Source organism: Pseudooceanicola atlanticus, from assembly GCF_000768315.1.
GTDB lineage: Bacteria > Pseudomonadota > Alphaproteobacteria > Rhodobacterales > Rhodobacteraceae > Pseudooceanicola > Pseudooceanicola atlanticus.
The window spans coordinates 417,527-436,983 of sequence record NZ_AQQX01000004.1; the positions used below are offsets into that span (position 1 = coordinate 417,527).

15 protein-coding genes are annotated in these 19,457 nt (G+C 66.0%); 8 read left to right on the top strand and 7 right to left on the bottom strand.

Annotation, left to right across the window (positions count from 1 at the left end; translation table 11 throughout):
* The first annotated feature begins 28 nt into the window (after positions 1-28).
* Positions 29-1,012, top strand: a complete 984-nt coding sequence (gene cobS, locus ATO9_RS13065; RefSeq protein ID WP_043749556.1) for a cobaltochelatase subunit CobS — start codon at positions 29-31, stop codon at positions 1,010-1,012.
* 119 nt (positions 1,013-1,131) lie between these two features.
* Here the strand turns inward: cobS and ATO9_RS13070 are convergent, their stop codons facing one another.
* The gene (locus tag ATO9_RS13070; RefSeq protein WP_043749558.1) at positions 1,132-1,740 is read right to left on the bottom strand and encodes an NADPH-dependent FMN reductase; all 609 of its coding nucleotides are present in this window, start codon (positions 1,738-1,740) and stop codon (positions 1,132-1,134) included.
* Positions 1,741-1,939: 199 nt separating this feature from the next.
* On the opposite strand from ATO9_RS13070, the gene ATO9_RS13075 reads away from it, so the two are divergent.
* Positions 1,940-2,377 carry a hypothetical protein gene (locus ATO9_RS13075; protein WP_162183074.1) on the top strand — a complete coding sequence of 146 codons (438 nt, stop codon included), beginning with the start codon at positions 1,940-1,942 and terminating at the stop codon, positions 2,375-2,377.
* 235 nt (positions 2,378-2,612) lie between these two features.
* Positions 2,613-4,487, top strand: a complete 1,875-nt coding sequence (gene cobT / locus ATO9_RS13080) for a cobaltochelatase subunit CobT (RefSeq protein WP_043749562.1) — start codon at positions 2,613-2,615, stop codon at positions 4,485-4,487.
* A gap of 77 nt (positions 4,488-4,564) precedes the next feature.
* Here the strand turns inward: cobT and ATO9_RS13085 are convergent, their stop codons facing one another.
* On the bottom strand, positions 4,565-4,759 hold the full coding sequence (locus tag ATO9_RS13085) for a hypothetical protein (RefSeq protein WP_043749565.1): 195 nt from the start codon (positions 4,757-4,759) through the stop codon (positions 4,565-4,567).
* A gap of 151 nt (positions 4,760-4,910) precedes the next feature.
* Between ATO9_RS13085 and ATO9_RS13090 the strand changes: the two genes are divergently transcribed.
* The 3 genes from ATO9_RS13090 to ATO9_RS13100 all read left to right on the top strand — a co-directional run bounded on the left by ATO9_RS13090 (position 4,911) and on the right by ATO9_RS13100 (position 8,370).
* The gene (locus ATO9_RS13090; RefSeq protein ID WP_043749567.1) at positions 4,911-6,098 is read left to right on the top strand and encodes an alpha/beta hydrolase; all 1,188 of its coding nucleotides are present in this window, start codon (positions 4,911-4,913) and stop codon (positions 6,096-6,098) included.
* A gap of 64 nt (positions 6,099-6,162) precedes the next feature.
* On the top strand, positions 6,163-7,953 hold the full coding sequence (locus ATO9_RS13095; protein ID WP_043749570.1) for a M24B family metallopeptidase: 1,791 nt from the start codon (positions 6,163-6,165) through the stop codon (positions 7,951-7,953).
* A gap of 75 nt (positions 7,954-8,028) precedes the next feature.
* A complete protein-coding gene (locus ATO9_RS13100) occupies positions 8,029-8,370 on the top strand; it encodes a DUF427 domain-containing protein (RefSeq protein ID WP_043749574.1) in 342 nt (113 codons plus the stop codon).
* Between the two features lie 197 nt (positions 8,371-8,567).
* Here ATO9_RS13100 and ATO9_RS13105 read toward each other — a convergent pair whose 3' ends face one another.
* On the bottom strand, positions 8,568-10,256 hold the full coding sequence (locus ATO9_RS13105) for a chloride channel protein (protein ID WP_043749576.1): 1,689 nt from the start codon (positions 10,254-10,256) through the stop codon (positions 8,568-8,570).
* Between the two features lie 116 nt (positions 10,257-10,372).
* On the opposite strand from ATO9_RS13105, the gene ATO9_RS13110 reads away from it, so the two are divergent.
* Positions 10,373-11,752, top strand: coding sequence for an FAD-binding oxidoreductase (locus tag ATO9_RS13110; protein ID WP_043749579.1), 1,380 nt, complete (start codon positions 10,373-10,375; stop codon positions 11,750-11,752).
* Positions 11,753-11,872: 120 nt separating this feature from the next.
* Positions 11,873-13,723: a bifunctional helix-turn-helix transcriptional regulator/alpha/beta hydrolase gene (locus ATO9_RS13115; protein ID WP_156127860.1), complete on the top strand. Its 1,851-nt coding sequence runs from the start codon at positions 11,873-11,875 to the stop codon at positions 13,721-13,723.
* Positions 13,724-13,946: 223 nt separating this feature from the next.
* Here ATO9_RS13115 and recN read toward each other — a convergent pair whose 3' ends face one another.
* From recN to ftsZ, 4 genes are all read right to left on the bottom strand, one after another.
* Positions 13,947-15,593: a DNA repair protein RecN gene (gene recN, locus ATO9_RS13120; RefSeq protein WP_043749584.1), complete on the bottom strand. Its 1,647-nt coding sequence runs from the start codon at positions 15,591-15,593 to the stop codon at positions 13,947-13,949.
* A gap of 35 nt (positions 15,594-15,628) precedes the next feature.
* Complete coding sequence (locus ATO9_RS13125) at positions 15,629-16,486, bottom strand: outer membrane protein assembly factor BamD (RefSeq protein ID WP_043749586.1); 858 nt, start codon at positions 16,484-16,486, stop codon at positions 15,629-15,631.
* 179 nt (positions 16,487-16,665) lie between these two features.
* On the bottom strand, positions 16,666-17,589 hold the full coding sequence (gene lpxC / locus ATO9_RS13130; protein WP_043749587.1) for a UDP-3-O-acyl-N-acetylglucosamine deacetylase: 924 nt from the start codon (positions 17,587-17,589) through the stop codon (positions 16,666-16,668).
* Positions 17,590-17,850: 261 nt separating this feature from the next.
* On the bottom strand, positions 17,851-19,446 hold the full coding sequence (gene ftsZ, locus ATO9_RS13135) for a cell division protein FtsZ (protein WP_043749589.1): 1,596 nt from the start codon (positions 19,444-19,446) through the stop codon (positions 17,851-17,853).
* Between the last annotated feature and the right edge of the window lie 11 nt (positions 19,447-19,457).

Sequence of the window (19,457 nt, forward strand, 5' to 3'; positions counted from 1 at the left end):
CCGGCAGAGGTGAAAGGACAGATCGACCATGGCCGAGGGTATGACCGATATCAACGCTAAACCGACAGAAGATATCTCCGTCCGGGAGGTGTTCGGCATTGATACGGACATGACGGTGAAGGGCTTCGAAGAACCGTCGGACCGCGTTCCGGAGCGGGATTCGACCTACAAGTTCGACCCCGACACGACGCTGGCGATCCTTGCAGGGTTCAGCCACAACCGCCGCGTGATGGTGCAGGGCTATCACGGCACGGGCAAATCGACCCATATCGAACAGGTCGCCGCGCGGCTGAACTGGCCCTGTGTGCGGGTGAACCTCGACAGCCACATTTCCCGGATCGACCTGATCGGTAAAGACGCGATCAAGCTGCGCGACGGCAAGCAGGTGACCGAATTCCACGAGGGGATTCTGCCCTGGGCGCTGCGCAACCCGACCGCGATCGTGTTCGACGAATATGATGCCGGCCGCGCCGACGTGATGTTCGTGATCCAGCGCGTTCTGGAACATGACGGCAAGCTGACGCTGCTGGACCAGAACGAGGTCATCACCCCGAACAAGTATTTCCGCCTGTTCGCGACGTCGAACACGGTGGGCCTGGGCGACACGACCGGCCTTTATCACGGCACCCAGCAGATCAACCAGGCGCAGATGGACCGCTGGTCGCTTGTCGCCACGCTGAACTACCTGAGCCACGACGCCGAGGCGGCGATCGTTCTGGCCAAGGCGCCGCATTACAACACCGAGGCCGGCCGCAAGACCGTGAACCAGATGGTGGTGCTGGCGGACCTGACCCGGACCGCCTTCATGAACGGCGACCTGTCCACGGTGATGTCGCCGCGGACGGTGATCACCTGGGCCCAGAACGCCGAGATTTTCCGCAATATCGGCTACGCGTTCCGCCTGACCTTCCTGAACAAGTGCGACGAGCTGGAGCGCCAGACCGTGGCCGAGTTCTACCAGCGCTGCTTTGGCGAGGAACTGCCGGAAAGCGCGGCCTCTGCGGCCAGCTGATCCGCTCTTCCTTACGGGACATGAAGAAACGGGCGCCTTTCGGGGCGCCCGTTTCCGTTTCGGCTGACTTGTGAGAGTCGGTCCGGCCCTTTCGGGCCGGGATATTGGGCTGGGGCGCCTTATGCGGCTTCCTGTGCCGCATCCGCATCGCGGGCGGCCATGGTGGCATTGGCCCACCAGACGAGGTCGTCCAGCGCCGCGGTGGCGGAGGGCGCGATATGGTCCGCGATCTCCGAGATCGGCTTGTCTGCGCCCATCGGGTGCACGGTCATGAAGTCGCCGCCGCCGATATGCACGGCATTGCGGGTCGGGACCATCTGCAGTTCGACACCGATCAGACGCAGCTGTTCGACAGCGCGGGCCGCGCCGACGCCACCATAGCCGATGGCGGTGAAGGGTTTGCGAACCCATTCCTTGTACGCCTGGTCCAGCGCGTTCTTCAGCGCCGCGGTCAGGCCGTGGTTGTATTCGGCCACGGTGAAGATGAAGCCGTCAAACTCGGCGATCTTTTCCTGCCATGCCACGGCCTTGGGATCCGAGGAGGGCATCCACATGTTCGACGCGGCTTCGTTGAAGAGCGGCAGGTCGAAATCTTTCAAGTCGACCAGCTCGACATCCATGTCGGTGCGGGCCTGGGCCTGTTCCAGCATCCACTGGGCGGGTTTCTCGGCGAACCGTGCGTCACGGGTGGAGCCGATGATGAGGGCGATACGGGGTTTGCGGGACATCTGATGTCTCCCTGTTTGCGTGTGTTACGACACCCATATTGCTCTCTTCGCATGCGCAGAAAACGCCGTTGGCCGCACAGGATCTGTGCGGGGCTGCACCCTCCTGCCCGAGGGTCAGCTTGGCGGGCCGGCTGCGCCATTCGCACCCCAAAAGCAAGGAAAACCACCTCATTCGCGCAAGGTTTTGAGAATATTTTTCATGCATGCTCAAGAAATGTGCGCTACGCTTCGACATATGGAACTGGTGCGATCCCTTGCGATCATCGCGTGCCTGGCCCTTGCGGGCAAAGGCAGCGCCGCGCCGGAGGATCAGAGCCTTGGACACGCCCTGTCCGATCCGGTCGTGATCTTTGCCGGATGCGCCGGCCGGTTTTCCGCCGAATTGGAACATCGCTGGCTGATGAGCCGCGATCCCGGTCGCGCCCGGCATCGCCGCCAGGCCATGGTGGACCTGCTGGACGCCGTGCGACCCTCCGACCGCGGGCCCGAGATCCTGGCCCGGCGGCTCGAGGCGAAACATGCGCAGGCGCAATTGCTGCAACGGGCGGAATTCAGCACCGACCCGGCAGAGGCCCGGATGGCGCGGCAAAGGGCCCGCCGCGCGGTTGCGGGGTGCGAGGCGCTGCTTCTGAGCTGACGCGACTTTTGCCTGCCCCTGTGGCAGGATGGCGGGGATCGCCCCACCCCGGACCCCGCGCCATGAACCCTGCCCAGAACCGCCCCGACCCAGCCCCGCCTCCGCGATGAGCGGCCTCGGTTTGCCCCTGCCCGGACGTCCCGCGCCCGACGCGCCACAGGACGCACAAGACAAGACCCGCCCTGCGACGCGCGAACCGCTTGCCGAGCGCCGCGCGGGATGCTTTACCTCTGCTATGAGCAAGTCCAGCGACAACCCCGCCGATCCGTTCAAGAAGGCCCTGGCCGAGGCCACCAAGGTCATGGCCGACGACCCGGAATTGAATGTCAGCTACACGGTCGACCCGTCGGGCAAGACCGCGGATTCGATGCGCCTGCCGCAGGTCAGCCGCCGCATGACCAAGGAAGAGGTGCTGATGGCGCGCGGCACGGCCGATGCGCTGGCCCTGCATCACCGTTATCACGATGCGGGCACCCATACGAAATACGCCCCCCAGGGGCAGATGGCGCGCGACCTCTACGAGGCGATGGAAACCGCCCGTTGCGAGGCCATGGGCGCCCGCGACATGCCCGGCACCGCCACCAATATCGACGCCAAGATCGGCGCCGAGGCCAAGCGCGCGGGCTATGCCGGGATCACCCAGGCCGCGGATGCGCCGCTGCCGGTCGCCGCGGGCTACCTGATCCGCCACCTCGCCACGGGCCGCGAGATGCCCGAAGGCGCCGACAACGTCATGGATCTGTGGCGCGGCTTCATCGAACAGCAGGCCGGCGGTACGCTGGAAAACCTGCAGGAAAAGCTGTCCAACCAGTCCGAATTCGCCAAGTTCGCCCGCCGGATCATCGAGGATCTGGGCTATGGCGACCAGCTGGGCGAAGACCCCGACAGTGTCGATGACGAGGATCAGGACGCCGCCGAGGATGGCGAAGAGGAACAGGACGAGCCCGACAGCACCGGCCAGTCCGAGGAAGAAGACGAGGCCGAGGCCAGCCCCGAACAATCGCAGGACGAACAGCAGGACCCGTCCGAGGCCACCGTCTCCATGGACGACATGGCCGAGGAAGAAATGGGCGAAGAGGCCGAAATGCCCGAGGGCGAGGCCCCGCTGGAGCCGCCGCCGCCCCCGCCCGTGTCGGATGCGGATCCCAACTACCTGATCTATGCCTCGGATTTCGATGAAGAGGTCGCCGCAGAGGACCTGGCCGACCCGGTCGAGCTGGAACGCCTGCGCGCCTATCTCGACCAGCAGCTGGAACCGCTGAAGGGCGCCGTTGGCCGCCTGGCCAACAAGTTGCAGCGCCGCCTTCAGGCACAGCAGAACCGGTCCTGGGAATTCGACAAGGAAGAAGGCGTGCTGGATGCCGGCCGCCTGGCCCGTGTCGTGGCCAACCCGACCACGCCGCTCAGCTTCAAGGTCGAGAAGGACATGGAGTTCCGCGACACCGTGGTGACGCTGCTTCTGGACAATTCAGGCTCGATGCGGGGCCGCCCGATCTCGATCGCGGCGATCTGCGCCGATGTTCTGGCACGCACGCTGGAACGCTGCTCGGTCAAGGTGGAAATCCTGGGCTTCACCACGCGCGCCTGGAAAGGCGGGCAAAGCCGTGAACGCTGGCTGAACGATGGCCGCCCGCAGCAGCCCGGCCGCCTGAACGACCTGCGCCACATCGTCTACAAGGGGGCCGACGCACCCTGGAGACGTTCGCGCGAGAATCTCGGCCTGATGATGAAGGAAGGGCTTCTGAAGGAAAACATCGACGGCGAGGCGCTGGAATGGGCGCATCGGCGGATGGTGAACCGCCGCGAGGCGCGCAAGATCCTGATGGTCATCTCGGACGGGGCCCCGGTGGACGATTCGACACTCAGCGTGAACCCGGCGAATTACCTGGAAAAACACCTGCGCGACGTGATCGCCATGGTGGAAAAGCGCAAGGCGGTGGAATTGCTGGCCATCGGTATCGGCCATGACGTGACCCGCTACTATGACCGCGCGGTGACGATCACCGATGTGGATCAGCTGGCCGGCGCGATGACCGAACAACTGGCCGCGCTGTTCGACAGCGATCCGCGCGCCCGGGCGCGCATGGTCGGGATCAAGAAGGCCTCCTAGGCTTCATCTTGCCGGAAATACTCCGGGAGGTCCGGAGGGCAGCGCCCTCCGGGGGTGCCACCCGGACCGCCGCCCGATCAGGTGCGCGGCACGGCCACGCGCCAGAGGCGGGTCAGCTGCGCCCAGAGCGTCATCACCGCCTCTTTCCGTCTGGCGCGGGCGACCATGCGGCGGTGCGTCAGCATCGCCTGGGCCTCGCGTTCGTTTTCCGTCGGCGGCGCCAGGAACGGGCCGCGGTGGTGCATCATGGCTGTGTCGAACTGGGGCAACATGGCTTTGTCCTTTCGGTGTCTGCCCTGATCCTGCCCGGCCCTGCCCCGCCTTGCTTGAAGGTCACGCAGAGCTTTCCCTTAGCTTTCCCCTAGAAACCCCCAAGATCTCTGCGCGCTTGCCCGTCACCCCAATTCGGGGCCATATCCGGTCATGATCTATCGCTTCGACAGCTGCCTTCTGGACACCGACCGACACGTGCTGATGCGCGCGGGCGATGCTGTGCCGGTGGAGCCGCAGGTCTTCGACCTGCTTCTGCTGCTGCTCAGCCATCCCGACCGGCTGGTGACCCGCGACGAAATCGTGGAGGCCGTCTGGCAGGGGCGGATCGTCTCCGAATCCGCCATTTCCGCCCGTATCGCCTCGGCCCGCAAGGCCGTGGGCGATGACGGCAAGGCGCAGCGCGTGATCCGCACCGTGGCGCGGCGCGGCCTGCAGATGGCCGTTCCCGTGGAGGTCGAGGCCTCGGACACAGGAGACGCAGCGCCAAAGCCCGCCACGCCCCCGCAGGCCCCGCGCATCCGCTATGCCCGCACTTCGCGCGACCGGCCCATTGCCTGGGCGGTGAATGGCGATGGCCCGCCGCTGGTCTGCGCCAACATGATCGGCACCGATCTGGAACAGGATTGGGCGCTGCACGCCAATCGCGCCATGTGGGAAATCCTAGGCGAACGGCATTCCGTGCTGCGCTACGACCCGGCCGGCACCGGCCAGTCCGGCGAGGACGGGCCCGAGCTGGATTTCGACCGCCAGGCCGAGGACCTGCACGCGGTGGTCGAGGCCGCGGGTCTGAACCGCTTCGTGCTCTACGCGGAATCCGGATCGGTCCTGACGGCGGTGCATTTCGCCGCCCGCTATCCCGACATGGTGCGCAAATTCGTGATCGTCGGCGGCTATGCGGAGGGCTGGAACCACCGCCGGACCGGCGCGTCGGGCACCCCCGCCATGATGGAGATGATCCGCGAAAGCTGGAGCAATCCGACCGGCGCCTTTGCCTCCAGCTTCATGCTGGCCTACCTGCCCGAGGGGCCGCTCGACGTGGTGCATGACCTGGCCAACAGCATGCGCAACGCGATCGACCGCGAAAACGAACTGGCCCTGCGCGAATTGCAGCACCGAACCTCTCTGCTGCCGCTGCTGCCGCAGATCACATGCCCGACCCTGATCCTGCATGGCCGCCGCGACGCCGTGCATCCGGTCAGCGAAGCGCGCAAGCTCGCCGCGGGCATCGCGGGCGCGGAACTGATGACCTTCGACACCGCCAACCACCTGCCGGTGCCGGGCCATCCGCTCTGGTCCGATTACGTGACGGCGATCCTCGACTTCCTGGGGCGCGACTGACAGCATCTGGCATCCCGCGCCCGTTCCGGTAAGAAGGGGGGGCACCCTGATCCCGGAGGTCCGCATGTTCCAGTCATTCGACAGCCCTACGTCACCCGATCAGGGCCCGCCGCGCCTGGCCGCCCTGCGCAAGCACATGAAGGACATCGGCATCGACGCCTTCCTCGTGCCGCGAGCGGACCGGTTCCAGGGCGAATATGTCTCGGACCATGACAACCGTCTGGCCTGGCTGACCGGCTTCACCGGCTCTGCCGGGGTCTGCGCCGTGACGCAGGACGCGGCGGTCGTGATGGTCGACGGGCGCTACAAGGTGCAGGTGAAGGCGCAGGTCGCAAAGGACTTCACCCCGGTGAACTGGCCCGAAACCACGCTGACCGACTGGCTGTCGGACACGCTGTCGACCGGCGCGGTGGTGGGCATCGACCCCTGGCTGCACACGATCGAGGAAGTGGGCAAGATGACCCTCGCCCTGCCCGGTCTCAAGTTCCGGGCCATCGCCAACCCGATCGACGCGGTCTGGGCCGACCAGCCCGACCCGCCCATGGGCCAGATCATCGCCCACCCGCTTGAATTTGCCGGCGAATCCCATGCCGACAAACGCGCCCGCCTGGCTCGTGACCTGGCCGAGCGGGGTGATGGCGCCGCGATCCTGACACTGCCGGATTCGGTGGCCTGGCTGTTCAATATCCGCGGCTCCGACATTCCGCGAAACCCGATCCCCCATGCCTTTGCCCTGCTGCGCGCCGATGCCAGCGCCGTGCTGCTGACCGAGCCCGGGAAATGCACGGGCCTAGACGATCACCTAGGCCCGGATGTCACCGTCGCCGCGCCCGACCAGCTCGAGGCGCTGATCCGCGACACCCAGGGGCCGATCCGGGTGGACCAGGCCAGCGCTCCGCGCGCCCTGGCCGACATGTTTGCCAAGGCGGGCGTGGAATATCGCCATGGCCCCGACCCCGCGCGCCTGCCCAAGGCCTGCAAGAATGCCGGCGAGTTGCAGGGCATGCGCGACGCGCATCTGCGCGATGCGGTGGCGATGTGCAACTTCCTGGCCTGGTTCGACACGACCGAACAACGTGTGTTGACCGAGGTCGACCTGGTCACGACGCTGGAAGGGTTCCGCAGCGAAACCAACATGCTGCGCGAGATCTCCTTCGACACGATCGCGGGCGCGGGCCCCAATGGCGCCCTGCCGCATTACCGGGTCACCACCGAAACCAACCGCGAGCTCGCGGACGGAGAGCTGATCGTGGTGGATTCGGGCGGGCAATATCCCGACGGCACCACCGACATCACCCGCACCCTCGTCGTCGGCGACGCGGGGGCCGAGGAAAAGCGCGCCTTCACCCTGGTGCTGAAGGGCATGATCGCCATGTCCCGCGCCCGGTTCCCCCGCGGCGTGGCGGGCGCGCATCTGGACAGCCTGGCGCGCTATCCGCTGTGGCTGGCGGGGCTGGATTACGACCATGGCACCGGCCATGGCGTGGGCGCCTACCTTTGCGTGCATGAAGGCCCGCAGCGTCTGGCACGGACGGGCGACGTGCCGCTGCAGGAGGGCATGATCCTGTCGAACGAGCCCGGCTATTACCGCGAGGGCGCCTTCGGCATCCGGATCGAGAACCTGATCGTCGTGCAGCAGGCCCCCGCGATCGAGGGCGGAGACGACCGCGACATGCTGGATTTCGAGACGCTCACCTGGGTGCCCATCGAAAAGCGCCTGATCGACCTCGACCTGCTGGACCGGGACGAACGGGACTGGCTGAACGCCTATCATGCGGAATGCCGCGACAAAATCGGCTCTCTGCTTTCGGGGCAAACCGCGGTATGGTTTCATGCTGCAACTGAAAAACTCTGACAGAAACGATACATCTTCACCCGGTTGTCACATGCGCCGGGCATGGCAAGATAAGCCTCTTGGGGAGGGCAAGACATGACTGATATCACGATCCAACCGGCCGAAGGCACGTGGACCGTCCGTTCCGGCGGCGCCGTCCTGGGGGAAAGCCGCAAGGCGCTGATGCTGACCGAGGGCGATTATCCGGCGGTCATCTATTTCCCGCGCGACGATATCGCGATGGCGTTCCTCGACCAGACCGACCACACCACCCATTGCCCGAAAAAGGGCGACGCGACCTATTTCTCCATCGTGACGAAAAGCACGACCCATGAGAACGCCGCCTGGTCCTACGAAACCCCGCTGGAAGGGATGGAACAGATCGCCGGCCACCTGGCCTTCTACGCCACCGATTTCGTGACCGTCGAACGCGTCTGACGCCCGACTGTTCCGCGCCAGGACCCCGCCCCTCGTGGCGGGGTCTTGCGTTTCATGGGGGCCTCTCGTGCCACCCACCTGCTTCATCTTGCCGAAAATACTCCGGGGTGGCCGTCAAAGCGCAGCTTTGATGGCAGGGGCAGCGCCCCTGTCCGTCCCCTCCTCCCACGTCGGCCCCTACCAGCGGGGCGCAACCATCAGCTGTGTTCTTCCGCCGCCGTGGCCGCCAGCGCCCGGTTATAGGCCCTGAGCGCATCGACATGGTAAAGCGCGCCCAGCAGTTCCGGCGGCTGGTCCGCACCCTGCAATTGCACCACCGGCAGGAACACCGCGCCGGTCCGGTCGAAGGCCGGCAGGGCGCTTTCCAGCGTCGCCTGCGCGTCGAGGTAATCGCCGGCGTCGATCATTTCCCAGCAGGTTTCCTCGGGGGCGGCCCGCTCCGCATCGCGGCGGCGCATGGCGCTGGCCACGCGCACAAGGCCCAGCAGGTAGGCCTGCGGCCCGGCGGCCAGGTGCACCCCGCGCCGTTCGATCTGCGTCAGGAAGAAGCTGCGATCCACCAGCCGGGTCCCGATGGCAGTCGAGATCGACACGGTCACCATCACCGCCAGCGCCGTGGCCCAGTCGCCCGTCAGTTCGAACACGATCAGCGTGGTCGAGATCGGCGCGCCCAGCACCGCCGCCGCGACGCCGCCCATCCCCGCCAGCGCATAGAGCGACGACGACCCCGACACGTCCGGAAAGATCGAGGTCGCGATCAGCCCGAAGGCCAGCCCCGTCAGCGCCCCGACCATGAGAGAGGGGGAGAAAACCCCGCCCCCCATCCGTCCGCCGATGGTAATCGACACAGCCACGGTCTTGATCACGGCAAAGACGATTGCGTCCCACAACCCGATCCGTCCGGTCAGGGCCAGCGATGTCGTCTCGTAGCCGACGCCGATGATATGCGGGAACCAGATCGCGATCATGCCCAGCAGGGCCCCGGCAATGGCGGGCCGGATGAAACGCGGCAGGCCGATGCGGCCCTGGATATGGGTCGCCACGTCCTCGGCCGCGAAGATCGACCGCATCAGCATCCCCGCCACCACGCCGCAGACCGCGCCCAGCAGCAGGAAGGCCGGCAATTCCTCGTAGAACTGGAACATGGAGGCATCGGGCAGCGTGAATTCCGTCACCCCGCCGAATTCCAGCCGGTTGATCACCGTCCCCGCGACCGATGCGATGACGATGGGCGCGAAGGCGTGGATGGCGAAGTGGCGCAACACGACCTCGAGCGCGAAGAGAGCCCCGGCAATCGGCGCGTTGAACGAGGCCGACACCGCCGCCGCCACCGCGCAGCCCAGCAGGTCGCGCCCGGTCACGCCATCCGCCTTGAGCCAGTGCAGCACGCGGGACGAGATCACCGCGGCCAGGTGGACCACCGGCCCCTCCCGCCCCGAGGACCCGCCGGTGGACAGCGTGATCAGCGATGCGGCAGCCGAGGCCAGGCCGGCCCGCCCCTCGACCCGGCCATCATTGAGCGCGGCGCCCTGGATCACGTCGGCCACCGAACGCACCCGCCCATCAGGCGTGAAGACATGCAAAATCGCCCCCACCACCAGCCCGCCCAGGATCGGGATCGTCAGCACCCAGTACCAAGGCAGCGTGCCCGCCCAGCTGTGCAGGTGGGTGATGTCGTCGGTGCGGTAGAGAAAGGCCTGAAGCCATTCGATGCCCTTGCGGAAGAACAGCGCCGCCGCCCCGCTGGCGATCCCGACAGCCAGGGCGATGAACCAGAACTGGATCTGGTTGGGCCCCCTTGTCAGGACGACATGCCAGCCCCCCCGCAGATGGGCCCAGGCGCGGTCAGCGGCCTCGGACAACGAGGATCGGCTGTTCTGCGACATGACGCGGGGCGGGTCCCTTTCTTGTGCATTCGGGCAGGCCTGGCAGCACTCCGATGCCCTTTCCAGTTCCCTGCACCTGTCTTAGAAGGGGCAAGCCCTACGAGGAGAGATGGAACATGGCATTTGAGACGGCTTGGGCCGAGCTTTCGGAAGTCTTAGGCGATCGCGTGACGCGCTCCAAGCCCGAAAGGGACGCGCATGGCGCCTCAGAGACCTATTTCCCTGTCGCTGCCCCCGACGCGGTCGCCTATCCCGAAACCACCGAAGAGGTCGCGGCGCTGGTGCGCATCTGCGCGGCCCATGGCGTGCCGGTGATCGGCTACGGCGCGGGCACCTCGCTCGAAGGGCAGTCGCAGGCGTTTTCCGGCGGCGTCACCGTCGATTTCGCCCGCATGAACAAGGTGCTGGAGGTCAGCCAGGGCGACATGCATGCCCGCGTGCAGCCCGGCCTGACCCGCGAGGTCCTGAACGAGGAACTGCGCGCCACGGGCCTGTTCTTCCCGGTCGATCCGGGCGCCAATGCCACGATCGGCGGCATGGCCTCGACCCGTGCCAGCGGCACGACGGCGGTGCGCTATGGCACGATGCGCGACAATGTCATGGCGCTGGAGGTCGTGATGGCCGATGGCCGGATCATCCGCACCGGGTCGCTGGCGCGCAAATCTTCGGCCGGATACGACCTGACGGGGCTATTCGTCGGCTCCGAAGGGACGCTGGGCCTGATCACCGAACTGACGCTGAAACTGCATGGCCAGCCGGAGGCGATCACCTCGGCCGTCTGTGCCTTCGACACGATCGGGGACGCGGTGCGCGCGGTGACCGACACGATCCAGATGGGCATCCCCATGGCGCGGATCGAGTTCGTCGATGCGGCCACGGTACAGGTTTTCAACGAGTATGCCGGCGCCGGCATGGTCGAGGCTCCGCATCTGCTGGTCGAATTCCACGGCTCGGAAAGCGCCGTGGCCGAGGATGCCGGGACCTTTGGCGAGATCGTAGGCGATCACGGCGGGCACGGGTTCAAATGGGCGGCCGATGCGGAGGAACGCAAGGCGCTGTGGACGCTGCGGCACAATGCCTATTGGGCCATCGTCAATGCTCGCGCGGATACCCGCGCCGTAGTGACGGATATCTGCGTGCCGATCTCGCGCCTGGCCGAAGCCGTCGAGGCGACCCAGGCCGACCTGGAAGAGCACAACATTCGCGGCCCGATCCTGGGCCATGTGGGCGACGGCAATTTCCATTCGATCCTGCTGTTCGACCCCGCCGATCCGGCAGAGCTGGAGCGCGTCAAGGCAGCGTCGGACCGGATGGTGCAGCGCGCGCTCGAAATGGGCGGTACGGCCACGGGCGAGCATGGAATCGGTGTCGGCAAGAAGGCCTTCATGGAACGCGAGCACGGTGAGGGCTGGCAGGTGATGGGCCAGTTGAAGGCCGCGCTGGACCCCGACAACGTCTTCAATCCCGGAAAATTGGTTCCAGATACATCTACTTGATGCGCAACGGCGTCAGCCTGGATGGCAAAAATGTTTCCAAAGAGTTAGGCGGGGCGTAAGCTGACCCAAGGTTCTGCCAGGTCACAAGCCCAGCCAAGTCCTTTGAAGTCTTTTGCCGCCATGCCGCTTACATCGCTCATTTCCAATGCCTCTGACAGGTCCGACAGCGTCACTGCGCGGGATATGGAATTGCGGGCCGAGCTTCTGGGCAAGCTCTACGGCGCGGCGCTGGAGCCCGAGCGTCTGGACGATGTGCTGGAGGATTGGGACGCGCTGGTCGTTCCGCAATGGCACCTGCCCTCGCGGTCGCGCCGGGCCATGCTGGAGGGCAGCGGGTTGCTGCCGCATATGCAGCAGCTGAACCGGATGCTGAACCACGTCCGCCGCGCGGCACCGCTGAGCGCCGAAGAGGCCGAGTTGAAGCAGTTCCGCCGCTCGGCCGCCTTCACGATCAATGGCGCGCTCAAGATCTCTGCGGCGAACGAGGCCGCGGTCGAGATGCTGGGCGTGGGCGCGCGGCAGGGTCTGCACGATCTGACCCTGCGCGCCGATGACCGTGCCGTGCTGGCCCGCGTGGCCGACGGCATGCTGAACAAGCGACCCGGCGCGACGGAACAATCGCGGCTGGTGCGCGCCCGGCGGGTGCCTGACGATCACCTGATCCTGTTGCAGATGCGCCTGGTCACCCCCGAGAAACAGCCGAAATTCGTCCTGGTCGTCACGACCGAGATGTACTGGCCGGAAGGGTCCGAAGCGACCCTGCGCGACGCCTTCGGCCTGACCCAGGCCGAAACCGAGGTGCTGATGGCCCTGACCCAGAGCCGCACGCTGAGCGACATCGCCGCAGCGCGGGGCCGGTCGGTCGACACGATCCGCACCCAGATCAAGGCGATCCAGACCAAGACGGAGGCGCGGGGCCAGAACGAACTGGTCAAGCTGGCGATGACGACGATGGATTTCGCCCCCAGCGATCCCGACCGGATCGGCCCGGCAAGCGATGCGCCGGCGGCAGCGCCCCGTGTTTCGCGTGGTGGGCAGGAATTGCTGCCCCTGCCCTATCGCAGCCTGACGCGCCCCGACGGGCGGCGGGTGGACTACCTGGAATTCGGCGCGACCGATGGCCGGCCCGTGATGTATCTCAGCTCGAACCTCGGGCTGTGCCGCTGGCCCGCGGATGCCGAACGGATGGCGATGCAGATGGGTCTGCGGGTCATCGCGCCGATCCGTCCCGGATTCGGCGGCTCCACCCCGCTGCGGCGCGGGCAGGATCGCGTGGGCGCGGTGGCGGCTGACATGATCGCCCTGCTGGACCATCTGCGTATCGCCTCGGTGCCCCTGCTGGTGCTGGATGAGGACATGATCTTTGCCGCGCGGTTGCATCATATCGCACCCCGTCGGGTGACCGCCGTGCTGGGCTGTAGCGCGCTGCTGCCGCTGACCCGGCCCGAACAATACGAACGGATGGGCCGCTGGCACCGCTTCATCCTGGGCACGGCACGTTATACGCCGCAGGTGCTGCCCTTCATGATCACCACCGGCTTTGCCATGGCCCGCCGCATGGGCAAGGCGGAATTCGTGCAACTGGTCTATGCGGGCAGCAAGGCGGATTGCGACGCCACCATCACCCCCCGCATCCAGGAAGCGCTGGACAGCGGATCGGATATCGTCCTGCGCGAGGGGTTCGACGCGGCCAAGGCCTATGCGGCCGAGGTCACGGCCATGCATCGCAACGACTGGAACGACGAACTGGCGGAAATGTCCGCCAACGTGCCCATGATCAACCTGATCGGCACCGAAGATCAGGCGATTCCCCCCGCCACTCTGGCCGAGTTCCGGGAGGCCCATCCGGGCATCAAATTCGAATCCGTGGCAGATGCGGGATCTTTCCTGTTTTTCCAGAAATGGCCGCTGGCCCTGGAGCATCTGGAGGCGCTAATGCGCGTCGAAAATGCTCCGACCGCCAGCGAATAACCGCCAGAACCACCCCATACCCGCCGCTTATCACCCGATTGGGGTATGACGAATTACTGAGATTTCATTAATTTCGAATCCGTAAGCGGTACCTTGTTTGGCCTCGATCCGGTCCTCCGGGTCGGGGCTATTTTTTGTTTGCCACGGGCAGACGACAGGTGCGTGACGGGGACGGCCGCTGGTAAGACCGCTGCCCGCTCAACCACCGAAATCAGTGAGAAACTCAGCCCAGCAGCGACAGGGCCGCCGCGCGCGCCTCTGCGGTGATGCGGTCGCCGGACAGCATCCGCGCGATTTCATCGACCCGTTCGTCGCTGTCGAGCGACGTGACGGTCGACAGAGTCGCTTCCCCCTCGACCCGCTTGGCAACGCGCCAGTGATGCGCCCCGAGTGCCGCGACCTGCGGGCTATGCGTCACCACCAAGACCTGTCCGGTGCTGGCCAACGCGGCCAGACGCCGCCCGACCGCGTCGGCGGTGGCCCCGCCCACGCCGCGGTCGATCTCGTCGAAGATCATGGTGACGCCGGGCGTGTCGCCGGTCAGGCAGACCTTCAGCGCCAGCAGGAAGCGCGACAATTCCCCGCCCGAGGCGATGCGGTTCAGCGCGCCTGCCGGTGCGCCGGGATTGGTGGCGACGGTAAAGGTTGCCTCGTCCGAGCCATCCGGCCCGGGATCGCCGGCGGTCAGGGCGGTACGAAACTCCGCCCGCTCCATCTTGAGCGGGGCGAGTTCCGCCATCACGGCCGCATCGAGCCGCGCCGCGGCCTCGGCCCGCGCCTCCGACAGGGTTTCGGCGGCTTCGGCATAGGCGGTGGCGGCCTGTTTCGCGGATTTCTCAAGCGACGCGATATCGTCCGCGCCCTGATCCAGCCGGTTCAGGCGGTCGCGCAGCAGGTCCGCGAAATCGGCCAAATCGTCGGGGGCCACGGAATGCTTGCGGGCGAGGCCACGGATCGCGAAGAGCCGCTCCTCCGTCGCCTCAAGCTCCAGCGGGTCGAAATCCAGCGCTTCGAGGCAGCGCTGCACCCCGTCGGCGGCTTCGCCCAGTTCGGCCATGGCACGGCCCAGGGCGGCGACCGGATCGTCCAGCTGATCGCCGGTATGTTCGGCAGCACCGTCCAGCCAGCGAAGCGCGTCGGACATCGCCCCCTCTGCCCCGTCGGAGCCGAGTGCTGCATGGGCGCGAGCCACGTCCTCGCGCACCTTTTCGGCGGATTGCATCATGCGGCGGCGGGCGTCGAGGTCGGCTTCCTCCCCCGGTTCGGGAGCCAGCTTGTCCAGCTCTCCGACGGCGTGGCGCAGGAATTCCTCTTCGGCCTGGACCTCTTCCAGCGCGGCGCGGGCGGCCTCGAGCGCCTTGGTCGCCTCCTGCCGCTTGCGCCAGGCCAGGCGCACGGCATCGGTCAGGTCAGGGCGGTTCATGTAGGCATCCAGCAACGCGCGATGGCCCCGTGGGTTCAGCAGCCCGCGATCGTCATGCTGGCCGTGCAGTTCCACCAACGTGTCCGACAACCGCCGCAGCACCTCGCCCGAGGACCGGCGATCGTTGACCCAGGCGGTCTTGCGCCCGTCGAGCCCGTTGACCCGGCGCAGGATCAGTTCGGGCCCGTTGGGGATCCCGGCCTCTTCCAGAACGGCATGTGCGGGGTGATCGTCGGGCAGGTCGAACCAGGCGGTGACCTCGCCCTGCTCCGCGCCCTGACGGACCAGGTCGGCGCGGCCACGCCAGCCCAGCACGAAGCCCAGCGAATCCAGCAGGATCGACTTGCCCGCCCCGGTTTCGCCTGTCAGCACGTTCAGACCTGGCTGGAACTCAAGCTCCAGCCGGTCGATGATGAGCATGTCCCGGATATCCAGCCCGCGCAGCATCCAACTATCCTGTCATGTCCCCCGAAGGGTCGGGGTCACAGCCACTTGCCGTTGATCATCTGACGGTAGATCTTGGACAGCCAGTTATCCCCGAACATCTTCATCTCAAGCCCCTGGCCGGTCAGCAGGTTATAGCTGTCCTCGTACCATTCGGTGGACTGGAAGTTGTAGCCAAGGATCGCGCCGGCGGTCTGCGCCTCGTCCGTCAGGCCGAGGCTGACATAGGATTCCACCAGACGGTGCAGCGCCTCTGCGGTATGGGTCGTGGTCTGGAAATCCTCGACCACGACGCGGAACCGGTTGATCGCCGCCGTGTAATGCTTGCGCTTCAGGTAGTAGCGCCCGATCTCCATTTCCTTCGACGCCAGGTGGTCGAAGGCGAGGTCGAATTTCAGGATCGAGGACCGCGCGTAATCGCTTTCGGGATAGCGTTCGATCACCGTGCGCAGCGATTGCAGCGCCTGGAAGGTCAGGCCCTGGTCGCGGCCGACCTCGTCGATCTGGTCATAATACGAGAGCGCCAGCAGGTATTGCGCATAGGCGGCATCGTCATCTGTCGGGTAGAAGTCGATGTAACGCTGCGCGGCCGAGCGGCTGTTCTCGTAATCCTTGTCGTTGTGATAGGCGAAGGCCTGCATGATCAGCGCGCGCTTGGCCCATTCGGAATAGGGGTAGAGGCGTTCGACCTCGCCGAAATATTCGGCGGCGCGCTCGTATTTGCGGCGATTCATCTCGAATTCAGCGCGGCCGTAGATCTGTTCCGCGGTGAAGGACTCGATCGGTTCGCCGCCCATGCCCAGACCGTCGGTTGATTGTCCGCCGCAGGCTGCCAGCGCCAGACACAATACAACCGGCATCGCCAGCCGTCTGGCCCGACCTGCGCCGCCTGACATTGTTGACTTCACCACTTGCCGTGCCCCGTTCGTCTTATTGGACTTTCCCACTGCGACCAGCCGGTCATAAACCCTGTCGGCCCCGGAGGTCCACTAGGGTCTATCACAGAAATTCCGGGGGGCAAATTGAGTTTCACCCCGATTTCGGCGGTGCTTCGCAAAGGCTTGGACCGGGCCGATCAGGCGACGGCGGGGATCTCTGCCGCGCAGACGCCGGCCCCCGGCAGACGCGACGCCATCGGGATATCGCAATCCACGATGCGGAAGTTCTGCGGGTCCGAGAAGAGTTCACGCAGGAGCGTGTTGGTCAGGCTGTGCCCGGCCCGCGTGCCGGTATAGAGGCCCAGAACCGGGCCACCCGCCAGCGCAAGATCGCCAAGCGCATCCAGCATCTTGTGGCGCACGGGTTCGTCCGTGCGACGCAGGCCGCCGGGGCTGACAACTTCGTCGCCTTCGAATACGACCGCGTTTTCGCCGGGGATGCCGCCCAGAGCCAGGCCCTGCTGCTGCATCGCATCCACATCCGCCTGGCGGCAGAAGGTGCGGCTGTCGCACAATTCGCGCACAAAGGTGCCGTTCTCCATCGTCAGGTGCTTTTGCTGCACACCGATGGCGGCGTCTTCGAAATCGATGGTGAAGGCAATCTCCATCACGCGGTTCGGTTCCAGACGGGCCCTGGCGGCGCCGTTGCTGACCTCGACCGGGCGCAGCACCTCGATCGCGCGGATCGGCGCGGCCTGGATCATCAGCCCGGCCTTGAGGAATTCTTCGACGAAGGGGCGCGCGGAGCCATCGAGGATCGGAACCTCGGGGCCGTCGATGTCGATCATCGCATTGTGAATGCCGCAACCGGCCAGCGCCGCCATAAGGTGTTCGATGGTCGAGACATAGGCCCCGGCCGCGTTTTCGATCTTGGTGCAAAGCGGGGACCGGTTCACCTTGTCCCAGCGGGCCTGGACCATCTGGTCGCCCAGCAGGATATCGGTGCGGCGGAACCAGATGCCGTGATCGGCCGCGGCAGGGCGCACGACGAGCCGTGCCGGTTGCCCCGAATGGAGCCCGACGCCCGAGAAGTGGACCGGTGCCTTGATCGTCTTTTGCACGTTAACCTCGCATCCCCTGCGCTTTGCTGGTCCTTGCCTTCATCCCCGAAGGCGGACCGCGCCTCTTGGTGTCCAATAGGTAAATACCCGCGGGCGAAGGCTCAACTCACTCTTTGCAACGGAGTGAAACATCCTTGCAATAAAGACGCGGGAGATCGCCTATGGGTTCCGCCCTCTGACCCAAGCCATTGATCTTAAATGAAAACGACCGCCCGAAGGCGGCCGCTTGAAGTCAAATGTGACGTCGTGTCAATCCGGCGATCAGTTCGCCTGACGGCGCAGGAATGCCGGGATTTCGATGCGTTCCTGATCCGGATCCTCGGAGTGATCGGGCGCCGCCTGGGCCGATTGGCCGCGGAAAGAGGGCTGCTGACGGATCGGCTGCGGGGCCGGCGTCGGCGCCTGTTTCGGCTCACCAGACATGCGGTTGATCAGCGAGTTGATCCCGAAGCGCGGCTTTTCGGCGGCCGGTTCTTGGGACTTCGGTGCCTTGTTTACGGCTGCCTGAAGGCGGGCCAGGGTTTCGGCCGACGGCTCGCCCGTGCGGGGCGAACGGGGGGCGACGAAATCCTCGGCCGCGTGGTCCGCGGCTGCGGTGGAATGCGGCTGGCGCGGCGGAACCATCTGGGCCGCTTCCGGGCGGTAGGCCGGGGCGGGCAGATCGTCTTCGTCATCGGCGAAGAGGTGATCCTCTTCATATTCGGACGAGGCGGTTTCGGCGTCGAAATCGGTGAAGAGCGACGGCTCTTCGATTTCCGGCTCGGGCTCTGCCACGGCGGCGACGACTGGTTCTGCAACCGGCTCGGGCTCGGCGGGCGCTTCGGCCTCGACCGCCTGGGTCAGCGGCTCTGCCAGGCGGCGACGCGGGGTCGGGATGTCATGCGGCACTTCGGCGGCGTCGATGCCGGTGGCGACGACGGAAACGCGCATCGCGCCCTGCATGTTGGTGTCCAGAGTGGAGCCGACGATGATGTTGGCGTCCGGGTCGACCTCTTCGCGGATGCGGTTGGCCGCTTCGTCCAGTTCGAACAGGGTCAGGTCTTCAGCGCCGGTGATGTTGATCAGCACGCCGCGCGCGCCGCGCAGGCTGATCTCGTCCAGCAGCGGGTTCGCTATCGCCTTTTCGGCAGCCTGGATGGCGCGATCTTCGCCCTCGGCCTCGCCGGTTCCCATCATGGCCTTGCCCATCTCGTCCATCACCGCGCGGACGTCGGCGAAGTCGAGGTTGATGAGGCCCGGGCGGACCATCAGGTCGGTCACGCCCTTCACGCCCTGATACAGCACGTCATCGGCCAGAGAGAAGGCTTCGGTGAACGTGGTCTTTTCGTTGGCGAGGCGGAAGAGGTTCTGGTTCGGGATGATGATCAGCGTGTCGACCATCTTCTGCAGGGCTTCGACGCCTTCCTCGGCCTGGCGCATGCGCTTGGCGCCTTCGAACTGGAAGGGCTTGGTCACGACGCCGACGGTCAGGACGCCCAGTTCACGGGCGGCCTGCGCGATGATCGGCGCGGCGCCGGTACCGGTGCCCCCGCCCATGCCAGCGGTGATGAAGCACATATGCGAGCCGGCCAGGTGGTCGACGATCTGTTCGATGCTCTCTTCGGCGGCGGCCGCGCCGATCGTGGCCTTGGCGCCAGCGCCCAGGCCTTCGGTCACCTTCACACCCAGCTGGATGCGATGCGAGGATTTGCTTTGCTGCAGAGCTTGGGCATCCGTGTTGGCCACAACGAAATCGACGCCATCAAGCTCCTTGTCGATCATGTTGTTAACCGCGTTGCCGCCAGCGCCGCCCACACCGAAAACGGTGATGCGGGGCTTCAGCTCTTCCTGTCCGGGGACCGAGAGATTCAGTGTCATGGTTTCTTCCG

What these genes read in the sequence shown, in the direction of transcription:
- cobS (WP_043749556.1), top strand. Translation starts at nt 29, where the DNA reads ATGGCCGAGGGTATGACCGATATCAACGCTAAACCGACAGAAGATATC.
- ATO9_RS13070 (WP_043749558.1), bottom strand. Translation starts at nt 1,740, where the DNA reads ATGTCCCGCAAACCCCGTATCGCCCTCATCATCGGCTCCACCCGTGAC.
- ATO9_RS13075 (WP_162183074.1), top strand. Translation starts at nt 1,940, where the DNA reads ATGCATGCTCAAGAAATGTGCGCTACGCTTCGACATATGGAACTGGTG.
- cobT (WP_043749562.1), top strand. Translation starts at nt 2,613, where the DNA reads ATGAGCAAGTCCAGCGACAACCCCGCCGATCCGTTCAAGAAGGCCCTG.
- ATO9_RS13085 (WP_043749565.1), bottom strand. Translation starts at nt 4,759, where the DNA reads ATGTTGCCCCAGTTCGACACAGCCATGATGCACCACCGCGGCCCGTTC.
- ATO9_RS13090 (WP_043749567.1), top strand. Translation starts at nt 4,911, where the DNA reads ATGATCTATCGCTTCGACAGCTGCCTTCTGGACACCGACCGACACGTG.
- ATO9_RS13095 (WP_043749570.1), top strand. Translation starts at nt 6,163, where the DNA reads ATGTTCCAGTCATTCGACAGCCCTACGTCACCCGATCAGGGCCCGCCG.
- ATO9_RS13100 (WP_043749574.1), top strand. Translation starts at nt 8,029, where the DNA reads ATGACTGATATCACGATCCAACCGGCCGAAGGCACGTGGACCGTCCGT.
- ATO9_RS13105 (WP_043749576.1), bottom strand. Translation starts at nt 10,256, where the DNA reads ATGTCGCAGAACAGCCGATCCTCGTTGTCCGAGGCCGCTGACCGCGCC.
- ATO9_RS13110 (WP_043749579.1), top strand. Translation starts at nt 10,373, where the DNA reads ATGGCATTTGAGACGGCTTGGGCCGAGCTTTCGGAAGTCTTAGGCGAT.
- ATO9_RS13115 (WP_156127860.1), top strand. Translation starts at nt 11,873, where the DNA reads ATGCCGCTTACATCGCTCATTTCCAATGCCTCTGACAGGTCCGACAGC.
- recN (WP_043749584.1), bottom strand. Translation starts at nt 15,593, where the DNA reads ATGCTGCGCGGGCTGGATATCCGGGACATGCTCATCATCGACCGGCTG.
- ATO9_RS13125 (WP_043749586.1), bottom strand. Translation starts at nt 16,486, where the DNA reads ATGTCAGGCGGCGCAGGTCGGGCCAGACGGCTGGCGATGCCGGTTGTA.
- ftsZ (WP_043749589.1), bottom strand. Translation starts at nt 19,446, where the DNA reads ATGACACTGAATCTCTCGGTCCCCGGACAGGAAGAGCTGAAGCCCCGC.